16 protein-coding genes and 1 pseudogene are annotated in these 15,899 nt (G+C 74.4%); 10 read left to right on the top strand and 7 right to left on the bottom strand.

Going from position 1 to position 15,899, the window contains the following annotated elements:
* Position 1: 1 nt before the first annotated feature.
* Entirely contained in the window at positions 2 to 1,297 is a 1,296-nt protein-coding gene (locus OO48_RS21910; RefSeq protein ID WP_033218879.1) for an amidohydrolase, read from the bottom strand.
* Positions 1,298 to 1,803: 506 nt separating this feature from the next.
* Complete coding sequence (locus OO48_RS21905; protein WP_033218876.1) at positions 1,804 to 2,691, bottom strand: SDR family NAD(P)-dependent oxidoreductase; 888 nt, start codon at positions 2,689 to 2,691, stop codon at positions 1,804 to 1,806.
* Positions 2,692 to 2,759: 68 nt separating this feature from the next.
* Here OO48_RS21905 and OO48_RS21900 point away from each other — a divergent pair, with 68 nt between their 5' ends.
* The 5 genes from OO48_RS21900 to OO48_RS21880 all read left to right on the top strand — a co-directional run bounded on the left by OO48_RS21900 (position 2,760) and on the right by OO48_RS21880 (position 6,058).
* Complete coding sequence (locus OO48_RS21900) at positions 2,760 to 3,428, top strand: TetR/AcrR family transcriptional regulator (protein WP_033218875.1); 669 nt, start codon at positions 2,760 to 2,762, stop codon at positions 3,426 to 3,428.
* A gap of 291 nt (positions 3,429 to 3,719) precedes the next feature.
* Positions 3,720 to 3,902 (top strand): hypothetical protein, encoded by a 183-nt coding sequence (locus OO48_RS21895; RefSeq protein WP_033218874.1) that lies wholly within the window; start codon positions 3,720 to 3,722, stop codon positions 3,900 to 3,902.
* Positions 3,903 to 4,145: 243 nt separating this feature from the next.
* The gene (locus tag OO48_RS21890; protein ID WP_157845505.1) at positions 4,146 to 4,910 is read left to right on the top strand and encodes a hypothetical protein; all 765 of its coding nucleotides are present in this window, start codon (positions 4,146 to 4,148) and stop codon (positions 4,908 to 4,910) included.
* Between the two features lie 129 nt (positions 4,911 to 5,039).
* Positions 5,040 to 5,396: a phage holin family protein gene (locus OO48_RS21885; RefSeq protein WP_245194750.1), complete on the top strand. Its 357-nt coding sequence runs from the start codon at positions 5,040 to 5,042 to the stop codon at positions 5,394 to 5,396.
* Entirely contained in the window at positions 5,372 to 6,058 is a 687-nt protein-coding gene (locus OO48_RS21880) for a DUF3618 domain-containing protein (RefSeq protein WP_033218873.1), read from the top strand. The genes OO48_RS21885 and OO48_RS21880 overlap by 25 nt, the downstream gene beginning before the upstream one ends.
* A gap of 82 nt (positions 6,059 to 6,140) precedes the next feature.
* On the opposite strand, the gene OO48_RS21875 is transcribed toward OO48_RS21880, so the two are convergent.
* Positions 6,141 to 6,521 (bottom strand): hypothetical protein, encoded by a 381-nt coding sequence (locus OO48_RS21875; protein ID WP_051732452.1) that lies wholly within the window; start codon positions 6,519 to 6,521, stop codon positions 6,141 to 6,143.
* Positions 6,518 to 7,635 (bottom strand): annotated as a pseudogene (locus OO48_RS34525) (cytochrome c oxidase subunit I). The gene OO48_RS21875 and the pseudogene OO48_RS34525 overlap by 4 nt, the downstream one beginning before the upstream one ends.
* A gap of 328 nt (positions 7,636 to 7,963) precedes the next feature.
* Between OO48_RS34525 and OO48_RS35310 the strand changes: the two are divergent.
* Positions 7,964 to 8,983, top strand: a complete 1,020-nt coding sequence (locus OO48_RS35310) for a helix-turn-helix transcriptional regulator (protein WP_106970381.1) — start codon at positions 7,964 to 7,966, stop codon at positions 8,981 to 8,983.
* Between the two features lie 25 nt (positions 8,984 to 9,008).
* On the opposite strand, the gene OO48_RS41215 is transcribed toward OO48_RS35310, so the two are convergent.
* Together OO48_RS41215 and OO48_RS34520 are read right to left on the bottom strand one after the other, a co-directional pair.
* Complete coding sequence (locus OO48_RS41215) at positions 9,009 to 9,185, bottom strand: YqjF family protein (protein ID WP_245194749.1); 177 nt, start codon at positions 9,183 to 9,185, stop codon at positions 9,009 to 9,011.
* 53 nt (positions 9,186 to 9,238) lie between these two features.
* Positions 9,239 to 9,742, bottom strand: coding sequence for a YqjF family protein (locus tag OO48_RS34520; RefSeq protein ID WP_245194748.1), 504 nt, complete (start codon positions 9,740 to 9,742; stop codon positions 9,239 to 9,241).
* A 380-nt stretch (positions 9,743 to 10,122) separates the two neighbouring features.
* On the opposite strand from OO48_RS34520, the gene OO48_RS21855 reads away from it, so the two are divergent.
* Complete coding sequence (locus tag OO48_RS21855) at positions 10,123 to 11,880, top strand: cation:proton antiporter (protein WP_033218871.1); 1,758 nt, start codon at positions 10,123 to 10,125, stop codon at positions 11,878 to 11,880.
* Complete coding sequence (locus tag OO48_RS21850; protein ID WP_051732449.1) at positions 11,880 to 13,193, top strand: DUF2254 domain-containing protein; 1,314 nt, start codon at positions 11,880 to 11,882, stop codon at positions 13,191 to 13,193. The genes OO48_RS21855 and OO48_RS21850 overlap by 1 nt, the downstream gene beginning before the upstream one ends.
* Positions 13,194 to 13,222: 29 nt before the next feature.
* On the opposite strand, the gene OO48_RS21845 is transcribed toward OO48_RS21850, so the two are convergent.
* Entirely contained in the window at positions 13,223 to 13,762 is a 540-nt protein-coding gene (locus tag OO48_RS21845; protein ID WP_051732447.1) for a gluconokinase, read from the bottom strand.
* A gap of 203 nt (positions 13,763 to 13,965) precedes the next feature.
* Here OO48_RS21845 and OO48_RS21840 point away from each other — a divergent pair, with 203 nt between their 5' ends.
* Both OO48_RS21840 and OO48_RS21835 read left to right on the top strand, forming a co-directional pair.
* Entirely contained in the window at positions 13,966 to 14,919 is a 954-nt protein-coding gene (locus OO48_RS21840; protein WP_033218867.1) for a 2-hydroxyacid dehydrogenase, read from the top strand.
* A gap of 182 nt (positions 14,920 to 15,101) precedes the next feature.
* Positions 15,102 to 15,896, top strand: coding sequence for an SDR family oxidoreductase (locus tag OO48_RS21835; RefSeq protein WP_033218961.1), 795 nt, complete (start codon positions 15,102 to 15,104; stop codon positions 15,894 to 15,896).
* The last annotated feature ends 3 nt before the right edge of the window (positions 15,897 to 15,899 follow it).

Genomic DNA, 15,899 nt, shown 5'->3' with positions numbered 1-15,899 from the left:
TTCAGGGCCGGTCGGCCGGGAGCAGGCGGCCGGTGAGGTGGTCGACGGCGAGGTGGGCGTGCAGGCGGACGCCGGTGGGCAGGGTGTCGTCGTCGAGGTAGAAGTGCGGGTTGTGGTTGGGGACGATGCCGCGGCCGCCGGGGGTGGGGACGGGGTTGCCGGCGGCGTCGAGTTCGGTGTCCTGGGCGCCGAGCATGACGTAGAGGCCGCCGTAGGCGTTGACGAACTCGGAGACGTCGTCGTAGCCGAGGGTGGCGGAGGTCTCCAGGACGCGGTCGTCGCCGACCACCCGGCGCAGGGTGGGGAGGGCGGCGTCCAGCCATTCGGGTCGGTTGTCGACGGCGGGGACGTCCTGGAGGTGTTCGACGGCGGCGGTGCAGCCGTACGCCTCGGCGGTGTGCTCGGCGAGGCGGGTCAGGCGCTGCTGCACGTCGGCCATGTCGGTCTCGACGGCGCAGCGGACGGTGCCCCAGAGGGTGACGTGCTCGCCGATGATGTTGAAGCGGCCGATGTCCTCGACGTGGCCGATGGTGACGGTGACGGGGTGGTAGGCGTCGAGCTGGCGGTAGAGCTGGCCGATGCCGGTGACGATGGCGGCGGCGGGCGGCATCGGGTCGACGCCCTGCCAGGGGGTGGAGCCGTGCACCTGGCGGCCGGTCACGGTGATCTTGACCAGGCAGGAGGCGGCGTACTGGTTGCCGGCTCGGTAGCCGACGTGGCCCTTGGGGTGGGGGGTGAGGTGCATGCCGAAGACCATGGTGGGTTCGGGGTCGGCGAGGGCGCCCTCGGCGAGCATCCGGCGGGCCCCTCCGGTCTCGCTGACGGGCGGGCCCTCCTCGGCCGGCTGGAACACGAACAGCACGGTGCCGGGGAGCCGTTCGCGCACCCCGGCGAGGACGGTGGCGGCGCCGAGCAGCATCGCGGTGTGGCCGTCGTGGCCGCAGGCGTGCGAGACCGGGAACGGGCCGCCCGGGTAGTCGTGGTCGACCGCGCTGGAGGCGAAGTCGGCGCCGCACAGGTCGGCGACCGGCAGCGCGTCGGTGTCGGCCCGCAGCGCGACCACCCGTTCGCCGCCCCGGCCGCCGCGCAGCACCCCGACCACGCCGTGTCCGGCGATGCCGGTGCGGACTTCGTCCAGGCCGAGCGAGGCCAGGTGCCCGGCGATCAGCTCGGCGGTGGCGCTCTCCCGGTTGGAGAGTTCGGGGTGGCGGTGCAGGTGCCGCCGCCAGGCGATCACCTGGTCGGCCACGTCCGCGCTGCGGCGGTCCAGTTCGGCGTACAGGCTCGTCGCGTCCATGGGCGTCCTCCGGTCGGTGTCCCCCCGTTTCGGCCAGGGTCGAGCGTACGACGCGGCCGCCCGGCGGGGGCGGCGGCGCGGGCGGCGGCGCGGCGCGGGCGGCGGAGGAGGCGGCGGCGGCCGGAAACCACGGGGATGCCGAAGACCCGCCCCACCGGTCCGGGGGCGGTCCCGCGCGAGTCGGACCGCGCCGACCGGGTCGAGGGCTCCGCCGTCGGGACGAACCGGGAGCGGACGCTGTCGGCACCCTGCCGGGACGTCCTGCTCGACGGCTTCACGGCTTCACGGCTTCACGGCTTCACGGCTTCACGGCTTCACGGCCGTCCGGGCGCTGCGGCGGCGCGGGCAGTGGCCGGTGGAGGAACCGGAAGCCCGCTGCGACGACCTGCGCGAACTGCTGGTGACCGCCTGCACCCGGCACGGCCCGGTGGCGCCGGAGTTCGAACGCCGGGCCCCCCGGCGCGAGCCGGATCGGCTCGGTCCAGGGCCGGGGCCGGCGGTCGGGTTCAGGCGGCGCGGGGCGGGAGGTCCACCGGGTAGGGCTCGGCGAAGTCGGCCGAGCGGCTGACCCGCTCCCAGGCTCCGGCCTCCTCCAGCTGGCGGCGGGAGTGGCCGAGCGCCATGGTCACCGCGTCGGTGCCGAGCAGCAGGTGGCCGGGGGCACCGCCGCGGCGGACGGTGCGCACGATGATCTCCGCGGCCCGCACCGGGTCGCCGGCGGCGCCGGACTCCCCCTGGCGGACCCGGCGGTTCATCGCGCCGACGGTCTGCTCGTAGGGCTCGGGGACGGGGTGGACGGTCATCGAGTCGCCCGCCCAGTCGGTGGCGAAACCGCTCGGTTCGACGACCGTGAACCGGATGCCGAACGGCGCGGTCTCGGCGGCCAGCGACCGGGTGAACCCGTCGACGGCGAACTTGGCGGCCTGGTAGGAGGCGATGCCCGGGGAGCCGCCGACCCGCCCGCCGACGGAGGAGAACTGGACGACGGTGCCCGAGCCCTGGCGGCGCAGCGCGGGCAGCGCGGCCTTGGTGACGTGGTAGACGCCCCAGAAGTTGGTCTCGAACTGGGCGCGGAAGTCCGCGTCGTCGGCGCTCTCCACGGGCGACACGTTGGCGTACCCGGCGTTGTTGACCAGGACGTCGATGCGCCCGAAGCGGGCGAGCGCGGCGTCGACGGCCGCGCGGGCCTGCTCGGGGCTGGTGACGTCCAGCGGCAGGGTGAGCGCCCGCTCGCCGTACCGCGCGAGTTCGGCGCGGAGGGCTTCGGGGCGACGGGCGGTGGCGACGACGAGGTCCCCCGCGTCGAGGGCTGCGGTGACCAGGGCGCGGCCGAGGCCGCGGGAGGAGCCGGTGACGAACCAGACCTGCTGCGCGGTGCGCGCTTCTTCGCTCATGCATTTAGTACAACACCGTTCTCTTAATAACGCAACACCGTTCTCTTAGAACTTCCTATCATGGGGCCATGACTCAGCCAGCCTTCCGACGGGCCCGCAGCACCGAGGCCAAGCAGGCGCGGGAGACCGCGATCCTGGACGCGGCCCGCGACCTGCTCCGGGCCCGCGGCGTCCGCGACGTCTCCCTGGGCGACATCGCCGCCGAGGTCGGCATGCACAAGTCCGCGCTGCTGCGCTACTTCGAGACCCGGGAGCAGATCTTCCTCGAACTGACCGCCGAGGGCTGGCGGGAGTGGTCGGCGGCGCTGCGCGCCGACCTGGCGGCCCGCACCGCCGCCACCCCCGCCGAGGTCGCCGGGGACTTCGCCGCGACGCTGGCGGCCCGCCCGGTCTTCTGCGACCTGCTCGCGCAGGCCCCGCTCAACCTGGAGCGCAACGTCTCGCTGGAGGCGGTGCGCGCGTTCAAGCTCCTCACGCTGCACGAAGTGGCACTGATCGGCGAGGAGTTGGGGCGTCTGCTCGGCCTGGACGAGGCCCAGGTGCTCGACACGCTCGCCACCGCCACCGGGATGGCCGGCGCCCTGTGGCAGATCGCCAGCCCCGGCCCCCGGCTGCGGGAGCTCTACACCGGCGACCCCCGCCTCGCCCATGCCGTCGTCGAGGTGGAGCCCCGGCTGCACCGCGTCCTCACCGCCCTGCTGACGGGGCTACGCACCCCGCAACGGCACGTCCCGTAACGGCGCGTCCCGCAACGGCACGTCCCGTAACGGCGCACCCACGATCGCGGCAAGCCGCGCGGTGCAGGTCCTCGCCGCCGGCCGGGCCCGGGGCGGACCTCTTCCTGACCGTCGGCGCGGGCACCGGCCTGGACACCGGGGCCGTCGCGGAGCTCCCGCAGCCCTCCCACGGCCCGCGCGTCCGGTCGGTGGCCGGAGCGGCGACGGCCGCCGACGCGGGGACGAACCCGCCGACCCGCTGCACCGGCCTCCGCGTGGCCGTCCGGCGGCCCGACCCGCGTTCCTCCCTCCGTGCCGGGCTCGGTCCCGGTCGACACCGGCGTCCCGGCCGCGCACCGAGCGGCGGTGGTGCGCGGGCCCTCCCGCGCCTACGGCGAGCTGGACCTCTCCGGTGCCTCGGCGCTGACGCCGTTCGCCGAACCACGGGGCCGCACGGCACAGCGGACCGGCGTCTTCGCGCCCGGCCCCGCCTGACCACGCTTTGGGGGACGACCGTCCTGCGGGTGTTCAAGTGGTGCGGGGTGTGACCCGCGCGCGCACCGGCCGGGGCACCCGCCAGGACGTCGAACCGGCGCCGGCCGCTCCCCCGGCCGGCCGCTGACGCCGGGGAGCCGGAGGCGATCTCGGTTCTTCTCCGCCGGCCTGGTGAGTTTCGAGGAGACGGGTAAGCGCGGTGGCGCCCGGTGCGAACCGGGCCGACCGTGAGGAGGATCGCTCGTGAGTGACACAACGAGTTCGGCCAGTCCGGACCAGAACACCGCGGCGACAGCCGCCCGGACAGCACAGGAGAAGGCGGCGGAAGGAGCCGCCACCGTCGGGCAGCAGGCTTCGGAGGTGGCCGGCACCGTCAAGGAACAGGCCGCGAAGGTCGCGCAGGAAGCGGGCGGACAGGCCCAGCAGCTGGCCGGAGGACTGCGCGACCAGCTCAGGGAGCAGTCCCGGCTCCAGAGCCGCCGCCTCGCCGACAACGTCCGCACCCTGGCGCAGGAGCTGGGGCGGATGGGCGAGCACGGGGAGGCGGACTCGGTCGCGACTTCGGTGGTGCGGCGCCTGGCGGACGGCGGGCAGCAGGCCGCCGACCGGATCGAGGCGCGCGGGCCGGAGGGCCTGCTGGACGAGTTGCAGGGCTTCGCCCGCCGCAGGCCGGGGCTGTTCCTGGCCGGGGCGGTGCTGGCCGGCTTCGCCGTCGGCCGGGCGGGCAAGGGCGTCGGCGCGGCCTCCGGCTCCGGCGGCGACGAGGCGGCCAAGGCTCCGGCCGCGCCCGCGGCGGGCACCGGCGCCGGGTCGTCGCCGAGCCGCGCCTGGACGCCGCCGGCCTCGAAGCGACCCGTGCCGCAGACGGGCGGGGTCACGGACCCGTACGGCGCGTACGGTCAGTCCCAGCCACCGCACGTCACTCCCGGTTACGGCCAGGCTGCCCCGGGCGGTCCGCCGCCCCCCGGGCCCAGCGGCCAGTGGCAGCAGCCCGGCGCGGGGAGGTGAGCCATGGCCACCCTCTACGAGAGGCCGCGCGCTCCGGGCCCCGAGGACCTCGCCGGCACCCGGAGCCCGATGGGCCCGCCCACGGGCGCGCACCGGTCTCCGGAACCGCGGTCGGAGTCGGTCGGCGACGTGATCGGAGAGATCGCCGAGGACCTGACCGGGCTGGTGCGCGACGAGATCAACCTGGCGAAGGCCGAGCTGAAGGAGGAGGCCGCCAAGGCGGGCAAGGCCGGCGGGATGCTCGCCGGCGCCGGCTACGCAGGCCACCTGCTCGTCCTGTTCGTCAGCCTGACGGTGATGTTCGCCCTCGCCCACGTGGTCGACATCGCCTGGGCGGCACTGATCGTCACCGCCCTGTGGGCCGCCGTCGCGGCCGTGCTCTACGTCCTGGGCCGCAAGCGGCTCAAGGACGTGAACCTCAAGCCCGAACGGACCGTCGAGACGCTGAAGGAGGACGCTGCATGGGCACGACACCCGATGAACTGAGGAACGACGTGGAGGCACGCCGGGCGCACCTCGCCCACAACGTCGACCTCCTCGCCGACCGGATGGCACCGCGGAGGATCGCCCAGCGCCGCGTGGGCGCCGTGCGCCGTCGGTTGACCAGTGCGAAGGAGCACGTGATGGGATCGGTGAACGACACCGGCCACGGGGTGCAGCAGAGCGCCCAGGACCTGGCCGGACGAGTCGGCGACAGCGCCGGACAGGTGGCCGGCCGGATCGGCGACACGGCCGGCGAAAGCGCCGGACAGGTGGCCGAGGCCGTGCAGCAGGCCCCCGCGCAGGTGCGCCGCCAGACCCGGGGCAACCCGATCGCGGCGGGCATCATCGCCTTCGGGGCGGGCATGCTGGCCGCGACGCTGTTGCCGGTCTCCGAGACCGAGCAGCGCGCCGGCGCGCAACTGCGCGAGCACGCCGACGAGTTGGTCCAGCCCTTGAAGCAGGCCGCCACCGAGGCGGCGCAGGAGGTCAAGGACGAACTGCGCGAACCGGCCCAGGATGCCGTGGAATCCGTCAAGGCCACCGCCCAGGAGGCGGTCCACACCACCACGGACACCGGTCGGCAGGCCGCGCAGACCACGGCCGAGGAGCTCAAGCAGACCGGGCAGGAGGCCGCGCAGCAGGCCCGCGGCCAGGCTCGGGAGTGACGCCCGAGGGCCGGTACGTCCGAGGGCCGGTACGGACGGATCCCGTCCGGACCGGCCCTCGCCGCGCTCTCCGGCTCGGCGGTCAGTGCCGAGCGACCGCCAGGGCCAGGAGCGCCCAGGCGGCCCCCGTGGTCAGCAGGCCCGCGAGCACGCACCGGTTGCGGAGCCGTAGGTAGCGGTCGTGGTACTGCGCCCGCAGGCGGTCGCGCTCCTCCCTGAACTGTTCGAGCCGCTGACGGGTCGCGGCCGTGTGGATCCGGGTGAAGTGCTCTTCCACGTCCGCGCGCTGGCCGTCCGTCAGCCACGGCAGCAGCTCGGTGAAGTCCTTGGCCGCCTGCCGGGCCAGCCGGCTCTGGGTCTGCCAGTACAGGTAGCCCTCGAGTCTGCGCAGGCCCGCCTCCGCATCGGGTGCGGCCTCGCCGGGCAGGCGCCGCGTCCTGCCGGTGACGGGTCGGTCGCTCATCGCTGCGCGCTCTCCCCGCCGTGGCCGCCTTGGTGGACGGCGTCCTGGAGTTCGTCGGGAACCTCGGGGTGGTGCAGGTTGAAGGCCGGGGACTCGGAGCGGATCCGCGGCAGGGTGGTGAAGTTGTGCCGGGGCGGCGGGCAGGAGGTGGCCCACTCCAGCGAGCGGCCGTAGCCCCACGGGTCGTCGACGGCGACCTTCTCGCCGTACTTGGCGGTCTTCCAGACGTTGTACAGGAACGGCAGGATGGAGAGGCCGAGCAGGAACGAGCCGATGGTCGAGACCGTGTTGAGGGTGGTGAAGCCGTCGCTCGCCAGGTAGTCGGCGTAGCGGCGCGGCATGCCCTCGGCGCCGGAAGCCGGCCAGGAAGGTCATGAACGAGAAGAACGGCAGCAGCACCTGCCCGGTGACGAACATGTGGTGCGCCCAGACGGTGACCGACAGGCCCGCGATGGCGATGGTCGCGGCGATCAGGCCGGAGTAGCCGAACATCGGCTTGCGGCTGAACACCGGCAGGACCTCGGAGACGATGCCGAAGAACGGCAGCGCGATGATGTACACCTCGGGGTGGCCGAAGAACCAGAACAGGTGCTGCCACAGGATCGGCCCGCCGTTCGTCGGGTCGAAGACGTGCGCGCCGAACTTGCGGTCCACCTCCAGGGCGAACAGTGCGGCCGCCAGCACCGGGAAGGCCAGCAGGACGAGGACCGAGGTCAGCAGGACGTTCCAGGTGAAGATCGACATCCGGAACATCGTCATGCCGGGCGCGCGCATGCAGATGATCGTGGTGATGAAGTTGACCGAGCCGAGGATGGTGCCGAAGCCGGAGAAGGCCGAACATCAGCAGCATGATCGTGCCGTGCATGGTGAACGCCTGGTTGAACTGCTCGTTGGAGAGGATCTGCGTCCCCGGACGGGCCAGCTCGGCCCGCATGACCAGGGCGAGCACGCCGCCGATCAGGAAGAAGGCGAACGACGTCCCGAGGTACAGGCTGCCGATCGTCTTGTGGTCGGTGGTGGTGATCCACCGGATGATCGCGTGCCCGGGACGGGCGGGCGGCCGCGGCGCGGGGAAGGACGCGGGCGGCGGGTTGCCCTCGGTGAGGATGGTCATCGGAACTCCTAGTCGGGACGAACCCGCCATCCCTACCAGCGCCCCCGCCGCCGTCCCCGGTCGTGCACCGGCGCGTCGGCGAGATCGTCGCCGAACGCGTCGAAGTCTTCGTTTCGTGGCCGTACCGGTCGGTCGGCAGCCGCCCCCGCAGGCCACTCCGCTTCCGCTCCCCGACCGGTCCGCCCACCGGCGACACCACTCCTGCGGGTGACGGAAGCCGCCAACGGCCGTCCGGGGACAGTAGGTTGGATCACCCCGCCGGTCCGCGACCCTCGCCGCCCGCACGGCGGGAACGGCACGTGGTGCGCATCGGAACGAGGTGGTTGGGATGACCGGATCAGGTGCGGCCAGGACGTCCGTTCCCGAGCCCGTGGCCCACCGCGCGCAGGGCCCGGCCCGGAACGCCCTGACCACCACCGATCCCGACCGCTGGCGCGAGGCCGCGCGCGCCGCCTTCCGCACCACCCTGCGACTCGCCCACGACCGCGACCGGACGGAGGAGCGCCCGCACGGCCGCACGTTCCGCCTGCACCACGTCCGCGCCGTCGACTTCGACGTCTGCGACACCTACCTCCCCGGGCTCTGCACCCTGGAGGGCGTCCCCGAGCACCTGGTCGTCACCCACCTGGTCGACGGGCGGGCCCGGGCCGTCGGCCGGACCGCTCCGCACGCGGGCACCGGCTGGTGCGGCGCGGGCGACGTCGTCCTCACCGCCCTTCCCGGCGCCCCCTTCGTCCACCGGACCCGTCGGCTGCGTGCCCGGTCCTTCGTCCTGCCCCTGTCCCTGCTGCTCAAGGCCGCGCCCTCCCACCGCCCCGGCCCGCTGCACTTCCACCGCGCCCGGGCCGATGCCGCGGGCCGCGTCCAGTGGCAGGCGGCCACCTCCTTCCTCAGCACGCTCCTGCTCACCCGGGCCGCCACGCCGCTCGTCGCCGCCAGTGCCGCCCAACTCCTCGCCGCCACCGTCCTCGCCCTGTTCCCCAGCACCCTCACCGATCCCGCCGTCGACGCCCGGCCCGGCGCCCTCCCGCACTCGGTGCGCCGCGCCACCGCCTTCATCGACGACAACGCGCACCGGCCGATCGCCCTCGCCGACATCGCCGCGCACGTCCACCTCACCCCCCGCGCCCTGCAGTACGCGTTCCGCCGCCACCTCGGCACCACGCCGCTCGGCTACCTGCGCGAGGTCCGCCTGCACCACGCCCACCGCGAACTCCTCGACGCCACCCCGGACAGCGACTCCGTCAGCCGCATCGCCGCCCGCTGGGGATTCCTCCACCCCGGCCGCTTCGCCGCCCACTACCGCGCCGCCTACCGCTGTGCGCCCAGCACCACGCTCCGCACCTGACCCCCCGCGCGCCCCGGGCGTTCCGTCACCGGGTCCCGCGGGCCCGGACGGGGTGCGGGAGGCCGAAGCGCACCTGGTGCACGCCGTCCGAGAAGTGCGCCAGCGGCGGCCCGGCGGGAGCGGGCAGGCAGGCCGCGGCGGTGAGGTCCTGGGTGACCTCCTCGCAGGCGGCGGCGCGCAGCGGCCACGGCTCGTGCTCCACGGGGGTCTCCCAGAGCAGACCCGCGTGCCGGGTGTAGGCCCGCCACCTGGAGGTCAGCCAGAGCTCCGGCTCGGAGGGGCGGAGGGGCGGAGGGGCGGCCCGGGACGCAGCCGCACCCGGTAGCCGGTGGTGCCGCCGACGCGGCGTCCGGTGAAGTCGATCCGTCCGGCGTCCTCGTCGACCCGCAGCCGGCCGAGCCGGTACGGGGCGCCCAGCAGGGTGTTCGCGGCGGCGACGACCAGGGGGTGGGTCGCCTCCAGGGAGAAGAACCACAGCCCGTCGCGTCCGTGCGGCCCGCGGACGTAGGTGCGCAGGTTGGTCTCGGCGAACCGGGCCGGGCCGGGCAGCGGCAGGCGGCCCGCCAGGCGGACGTCCGCCATGGTGAACGGGGTCAGGCTCACACAGGCCCGGCCCTCCCACTCGTCGACGGTCAGCCCGGCGGGCAGCAGCCGCTGGACCGCGTGCGGCGGGTAGGACCAGTGGACGAACGCCAGCCGCAGCCAGCGCATGCGCAGCGCGGGGACGGCGATGTGCTGTTCAGCGGTTCTCGCCACCATGCCCGGCGCCTACCCGGTCCCCGGGATCCCACCGGCGTCCTCCCGCCCCGCACTGCCAGGGAGGATCTGACGGCTTCCACCCACCGCGCGCCGATCGAGGACCACCCGACCCCGTCGAACCGCGCGAACGCCACGACCGCGCCGCCGTCACCCCGCAGGCACGGATGGTCGAGGCCCCCGCCCTGCACCTGGCGGTGTCCCGGGTCCCTCGCGACGACCCGGGGGACGTCCTCACCCGGCGCCGGCTGTCAGCAGCGGGAAACTCCCGCAGGGCCGATCGGGTGACGGAGACCGTGTCCGGCCGCGATCGGCGGCGGCGGGGCCCGTCGACGCGGTTGAATCCCACGGGCCCGGAAAACAACAGCGTGAGGACGAACGCGATGACCGGCGAAGACATCCTCCTCGGCATCGCTCTGACCGTCGCCCTGGCGACCGGTTCGCAGATCCTGGCGAACAAGCTGCACGTGCCCGCCCTGATCATCCTCCTGCCCGTCGGCTTCACGGTCGGCGCCCTGACCGACGTCATCCACCCGGGGCAGCTCATCGGCCCGGACTTCCCCGCGCTGGTCTCGCTGTCGGTCGCGGTGATCCTCTACGACGCCGGCCTCGGGTTGAACCTGCGCAACCTCAAGGGCGAGACCCGTTCGATCGTCGTGCGGCTGCTGGTCATCGGCATCCTGATCACGTTCTTCGCCGTCTGCGCCGTCGGGCCGGCGCTCTTCGGGATCCCGCTGCGGGTGGCGGCGATGATCGGCGTGATCCTGGTCGTCTCCGGCCCCACCGTGGTCGGCCCCCTGCTCGAGTACGTGCGGCCGACGGACAAGCTGCGGCGCATCCTCATCTGGGAGGGGACGCTGACCGACCCGATCGGCGGCATCCTCGGCGCCGTGGTCTTCCACGCCGTGGCGACCTCCGGCCGGATCGACATCGGCCGGGGCTACCAGATCGGGCAGTTCCTCATCAGCATGGGCGTCGGCCTCGCGGGCGGCGCCGTCGGCACCGCCGTCCTCTGGCTGGCCCTGCGCAAGCTGCGGCTCGGCGAGACGCTCGGCACCCTCGCCCAGCTGGCCACGGTGGTCGTCGTCTCCGCGGGCTGTGACATCGCCCGCGACGACACCGGTCTCATCGCCGCCATCGTCACCGGACTGGCCGTCACCAACCTCCCCGGCCTGGACATGCCGGCCCGCAGGCCCTTCCTCGAGACGCTCGTCCAGCTGATCATCGGCCTGCTGTTCGTCTCCATCTCCTCCGCCGTCACCCCCGCCTCCGTCGTGCCCGTGCTGCTCCCCTCGCTGATCCTCGTCGCGGTCCTCGTCCTCGTCGTCCGGCCGCTCGTCGCCTTCGCCTCCTCCCGCCGATCCAACCTGACGGCGGGCGAGTGGGGCTTCCTCGGGTGGATGGCGCCGCGCGGCATCGTCGCCGCGTCGACCGCGTCCGCCTTCGCCGCCACCCTCGTGGCGAAGGGGCTGCCCGGCGCCTCCAAGATCCTGCCGATCACCTTCCTCGTGATCGTGGGAACGGTCCTGCTCTACGCCCTGACCGCCGCACCCGTGGCCCGCAGGCTCAAGGTCGTCCGGCCGACCCGGACCCGCCCGCTGCTCGTCGGCGGCGACCCCTGGGTGGTCGGCCTCGGGAAGGCCCTGCAGTCGGCCGGGCTCGACGTGCTGATGTGGGCCGGCCTCGACGAGGAGCGCGAACGGATCAGGGCGGCCGGCATCGAACTCGCGCACGGGGAGATGCTCGCCACGGCGACCAACCCCCGGGCCCGCCTGGAGGGCGTCACCGCCGTGTTCCTGCTCACCGACGACGACGACTTCAACGCCCTCGCCTCCGTCGTCGTCAAGGACAACGTCCAGGGCCCCGTCTACCGGGTGGGACCGCCACGGGACAGCCACGGCGTGGTCGCCCCGTACACCGGGGGCGACATCCTCTTCGGACTGCCCCTCGTCCGCCACCTCCTGGCGGCGCGCTACCGGCGGGGCGCGCGCTTCCTGCTCCAGTCCGGCTCCGTGCCCGTCCCGCCGGGCCACGACGTCCTCTTCGTCATCAGCCCCGACGGCCGGCTCGCCCCGGCCACCGGGACCAGGGCGATCACCCCGATGCCGGACGACACCGCCGTCCTGCTGGGCCCCGCGTGATGTCCTGGGCCACCCGCTTCCAGCTGCGGCAGTACGCCAAGGCGAGCCTGTGGATCGTCCCCCTGCTCGGGCTCGTGCTCGGCGTCGCGCTGGCCGAGGCCGCGACCGCGGCGGACGGCGCGTCCTGGCTGCCGAAGACCTGGGACTACTCCGCGACGACCGCGAGCAGCGTCCTGAGCTCGGTGGTCGGCTCGATGATCGCGCTGCTCGGCTTCGTCGTCACCATCGGCGTCCTCGTCATCCAACAGGCCACCGGCACGCTCTCCCCGCGCTACATGAGGCTCTGGTACCGCGACCGCCTGCAGAAGGCCGTGCTCGCCACCTTCACGGGCACCTTCGCCTTCGCCTACACGCTGCTGCGGAGCATCGAGACCGACTCCGTGCCCAACCTCGGCGTGACCCTGGCGGGCATCGCCGTCTCCGTGAGCCTCCTGCTCCTGCTGGTCTACCTCAACAGGTTCACCCACAACCTGCGGCCGGTGGCCATCGCCGACCTCGTCGGCCGCCAGGGCGAACGGGTCCTCGGCCGCGCGGCAGCACGCGTCCGGAACAACGCGGCGCCCGGCGGGGTGCCGGCCCTCGGTGCCCCGGCGGTCCTCGTCCGGTCGGAACGCGGCGGTGTCATCCAGGCGTTCGACGCGCCCGGCATGGTCGCGTTCGCGGTCCGGCACGACTGCGTCCTCGTCCTGACCGCCGCCGTCGGCGACTTCGTGCCGCCCGGCGGCGCCGTGGTCGCGGTCCACGGCACCGGAACCGCGCCCGGTCACGGCCGGGTGGCCGGTCTGCTCGCCCTCGGCGCGGAGCGGACGATCGAGCAGGATCCGGCCTTCGCCCTGCGCATCCTCGTCGACATCGCCATCCGCGCCCTGTCCCCGGCCGTCAACGACCCCACCACCGCCGTTCAGGTGCTGAACCACATCGAGGCGTTCCTGCACGCCGTCGGCCGCGTCGGACTGCGCGACCACTACGTGCTCGCCGACGACCGCGGCCGGCCGCGTCTGGTGGTCCCCGGCCGGTCGTGGGAGGAGTACCTGGAACTCGCCGTCACGGAGATCCGCGACTACGGCGCGACCTCCGTCCAGGTGTGCAGGCGCCTGCGGGCCCTCCTCCAGGGTCTCCTCGCCGAGTTGCCACAGGCGTGCGGGCCCGCCGTCCGCGCGGAACTCGTCCTCCTCGACGAAGCGGTCGACAGGGGGTTCGGTGACGCCCCCCGCCGTGCCCGCGCCCGGACCGCGGACCCGCAGGGCATCGGCGGACGGCGCCCCCGGGGTGCGGCCCCGGACGCCCCGACGACCGGCGGGGGCGGCCCGTGACCGACCGCCGTCCCGCGGCCGGGGCGCGTTCAACTAGGCTCGCGGGCCTCGAAGTCCGCGAGGGCGGCCTCGGCCGCCGCCAGGACGGCCTCGGTGCCGACGGCGGCGTCGACCGTCAGCCCCGGTTCGTCCGCCCGCAACGGCTCCAACGCCTCGTACTGGGAGTCGAGGAGGGCGGCGGGCATGAAGTGCCCGGTGCGCCCGGCGATCCGGGCCCGGGCGACCGCCGGGTCCAGGGCCAGGTGGAGGAACCACACGGCAGGTGCGGCCGCGCGGAACAGCCGCCGGTAGCGGTACTTGAGCGCGGAACACGAGATCACCAGGCCCTCGCCGCGCTCCCCGGCCGCCCGGATCCGGGCGGCCACGGCGTCGAGCCAGGGCCCGCGGTCCTCGTCGTCGAGCGCCTCGCCGGCCGACATCCGCGCGATGTTCGCGGTCGGATGGAGGCCGTCGCCCTCCACGAACGGCACTCCCCGACGGTGCGCGAGCACGCGCCCCAGGGTGCTCTTGCCCGAGGCGGCGACGCCCATCACCACCACGACCGTCGGCGACGGCACCGGTGTCCTCATCCTGCTCCTCACGGTCCTCACCCGGGCGGCTCCCCCGCAGCACCCTCCCGCAGCCAGGCCGCGTACGGCCCGTCCGCCGCCCCACGGAGGGACGCGATGCACCCGGACGGCCCAGGACCGGCCCGGTCGGAACCTTCTCGGGGAGGAGGGACGACGGGCCGCGGCTGATTGCGGCGACGCCCGGCAGCTGTTGGGATCGCCCCATGAGCCGCACCCCTGCCGCCTCCGCCCGGCCACCGGCCGTCCTCCTCCCCTACCCGCCCGAGCAGGTGGGCGTGGCCGGCCTGGTGGCCACCGTCTGGGACGGCCTGGGCGCGCCGCCTCCCGAACCGGTGCTCCGCGCGGCGGAGTTCTTCGTCGTCCCCTACACCCGGACGGCTGCGGCGCTGCCGCTGCTGGAGCGGATGCCCCGGCTGCGGGTCGTGCAGAGCCTGTCGGCCGGCGTCGACGACCTGCTGCCCGTCGTACCCCCCGGGGTGACGCTCTGCAACGCCCGCGGCGTCCACGACGCGAGCACCGCCGAGCTCGCGGTGACGCTGCTCCTCGCCGCGCTGCGCGGCGTGCCCGGCTTCGTCCGGGCGCAGGACCGCGAGGCGTGGGAGAGCCGCTCCGCCCCCGCGCTCGCCGACCGCACCGTCCTGCTGGTCGGCTACGGGTCCATCGGCGCGGCCGTGGAGGAGCGGCTCGCCCCCTTCGAGTGCGAGGTCGTGCGGGTGGCGCGCAGCGCGCGCACCGCCGCCCGCGGCCCCGTCCGGCCGCTGGACGAGCTGATGGACCTGGTGCCGCGCGCGGACGTGGTGGTGCTGACCCTGCCGCTGACCGCGCGGACCCGGGGGCTGGTCGACGCCCGGTTCCTGGCCGCGATGAAGGACGACGCGCTGCTGGTCAACGTGGCGAGGGGGCCGGTGGTGGACACCGCCGCCCTGCTCGCGGAGCTGGGGCGCGGGCGCATCGCCGCCGCCCTGGACGTCACCGATCCGGAGCCGCTGCCCGCCGGCCATCCGCTCTGGCGCGCGCCCCGCACCCTGATCAGCCCGCACGTGGGGGGCAACAGCTCCGCGTTCCTGCCGCGGGCGCTGCGCCTGGTCCGCGGGCAGTTGGAACGCTTCCTCGCGGGCGAGCCCCTGGACAACGTGGTCGCCGGCCCCGGCAGCTGAACCGTCGGCCGGCCGGTACTCCGCGAGGGGGACACCGCTGGACCGGACGGCCCAACGACCGGCGGGCCGCATCCCGTCCCGCGGGCCGTGCGCGGCAGCGTGGCGCCGTACCGAACGGGGCCGACGAACGGGAGAAGACCGTGACCTCACCAGCGGGCCAGCCGCATCCGGGACTGCCGCCCATCCTCCGGGGCCAGAAGGCCCTGGTCACCGGCGCGAACTCGGGGATCGGCAAGGCGACGGCGATCGGGCTGGGCCGGGCCGGAGCGGACGTGGTGGTGAACTACGTCTTCGGCCGCGAGGCCGCCGAGGAGGTGGTCGAGGAGATCAAGTCGTACGGCGTGCGGGCGTACGCCCACGAGGCGGACGTCTCCGACGAGGGCCAGGTCACCGCCATGGTCGGCCGGATGGTGGAGGAGTTCGGCACGATCGACGTCCTGGTGGCCAACGCCGGTCTGCAACGCGACGCCGCCGCCACCGAGATGACGCTCGACCAGTGGAACAAGGTGCTGGACGTCAACCTCACCGGCCAGTTCCTGTGCGCGCGCGAGGCCGCGAAGGAGTTCGTGCGCCGGGGCGTCGTCCCCGAGGTGTCCCGCTCGGCCGGGAAGATCGTCTGCATGAGCTCGGTCCACCAGGTCATCCCCTGGGCGGGCCACGTCAACTACGCGGCCTCCAAGGGCGGCGTCCTGATGATGATGCAGACCCTGGCGCAGGAGCTCGCCCCGAAGGGCATCAGGGTCAACGCGGTCGCCCCCGGCGCCATCCGGACCCCGATCAACCGCAGCGCCTGGGAGACCCCGGAGGCGGAGGCCGAGCTGCTCAAGCTGATCCCCTACCGCCGGGTCGGCGACCCCGAGGACATCGCCCGCGCGGTGGCCGTGCTGGCCTCCGACCTGATGGACTACGTGGTCGGCACCACGGTGTACGTCGACGGCGGCATGACGCTGTTCCCCGGCTTCGCGACCGGAGGCTGACCC

The sequence above is a fragment of the Kitasatospora phosalacinea genome (assembly GCF_000716545.1).
Lineage (GTDB): Bacteria > Actinomycetota > Actinomycetes > Streptomycetales > Streptomycetaceae > Kitasatospora > Kitasatospora phosalacinea.
The sequence above is the reverse complement of the archived record's forward strand: the minus strand, read 5'-3'. Positions and strand labels throughout refer to the sequence as shown.

Bases quoted from the DNA above. Each gene is read 5' to 3' on its own strand.
- OO48_RS21875 (WP_051732452.1), bottom strand. From the start codon at position 6,521: ATGAGCGACCGACCCGTCACCGGCAGGACGCGGCGCCTGCCCGGCGAG.
- OO48_RS21840 (WP_033218867.1), top strand. From the start codon at position 13,966: ATGAGCCGCACCCCTGCCGCCTCCGCCCGGCCACCGGCCGTCCTCCTC.
- OO48_RS21850 (WP_051732449.1), top strand. From the start codon at position 11,880: ATGTCCTGGGCCACCCGCTTCCAGCTGCGGCAGTACGCCAAGGCGAGC.
- OO48_RS35310 (WP_106970381.1), top strand. From the start codon at position 7,964: ATGACCGGATCAGGTGCGGCCAGGACGTCCGTTCCCGAGCCCGTGGCC.
- OO48_RS21905 (WP_033218876.1), bottom strand. From the start codon at position 2,691: ATGAGCGAAGAAGCGCGCACCGCGCAGCAGGTCTGGTTCGTCACCGGC.
- OO48_RS21910 (WP_033218879.1), bottom strand. From the start codon at position 1,297: ATGGACGCGACGAGCCTGTACGCCGAACTGGACCGCCGCAGCGCGGAC.
- OO48_RS21845 (WP_051732447.1), bottom strand. From the start codon at position 13,762: ATGAGGACACCGGTGCCGTCGCCGACGGTCGTGGTGGTGATGGGCGTC.
- OO48_RS21900 (WP_033218875.1), top strand. From the start codon at position 2,760: ATGACTCAGCCAGCCTTCCGACGGGCCCGCAGCACCGAGGCCAAGCAG.
- OO48_RS21880 (WP_033218873.1), top strand. From the start codon at position 5,372: ATGGGCACGACACCCGATGAACTGAGGAACGACGTGGAGGCACGCCGG.
- OO48_RS21855 (WP_033218871.1), top strand. From the start codon at position 10,123: ATGACCGGCGAAGACATCCTCCTCGGCATCGCTCTGACCGTCGCCCTG.
- OO48_RS34520 (WP_245194748.1), bottom strand. From the start codon at position 9,742: ATGGTGGCGAGAACCGCTGAACAGCACATCGCCGTCCCCGCGCTGCGC.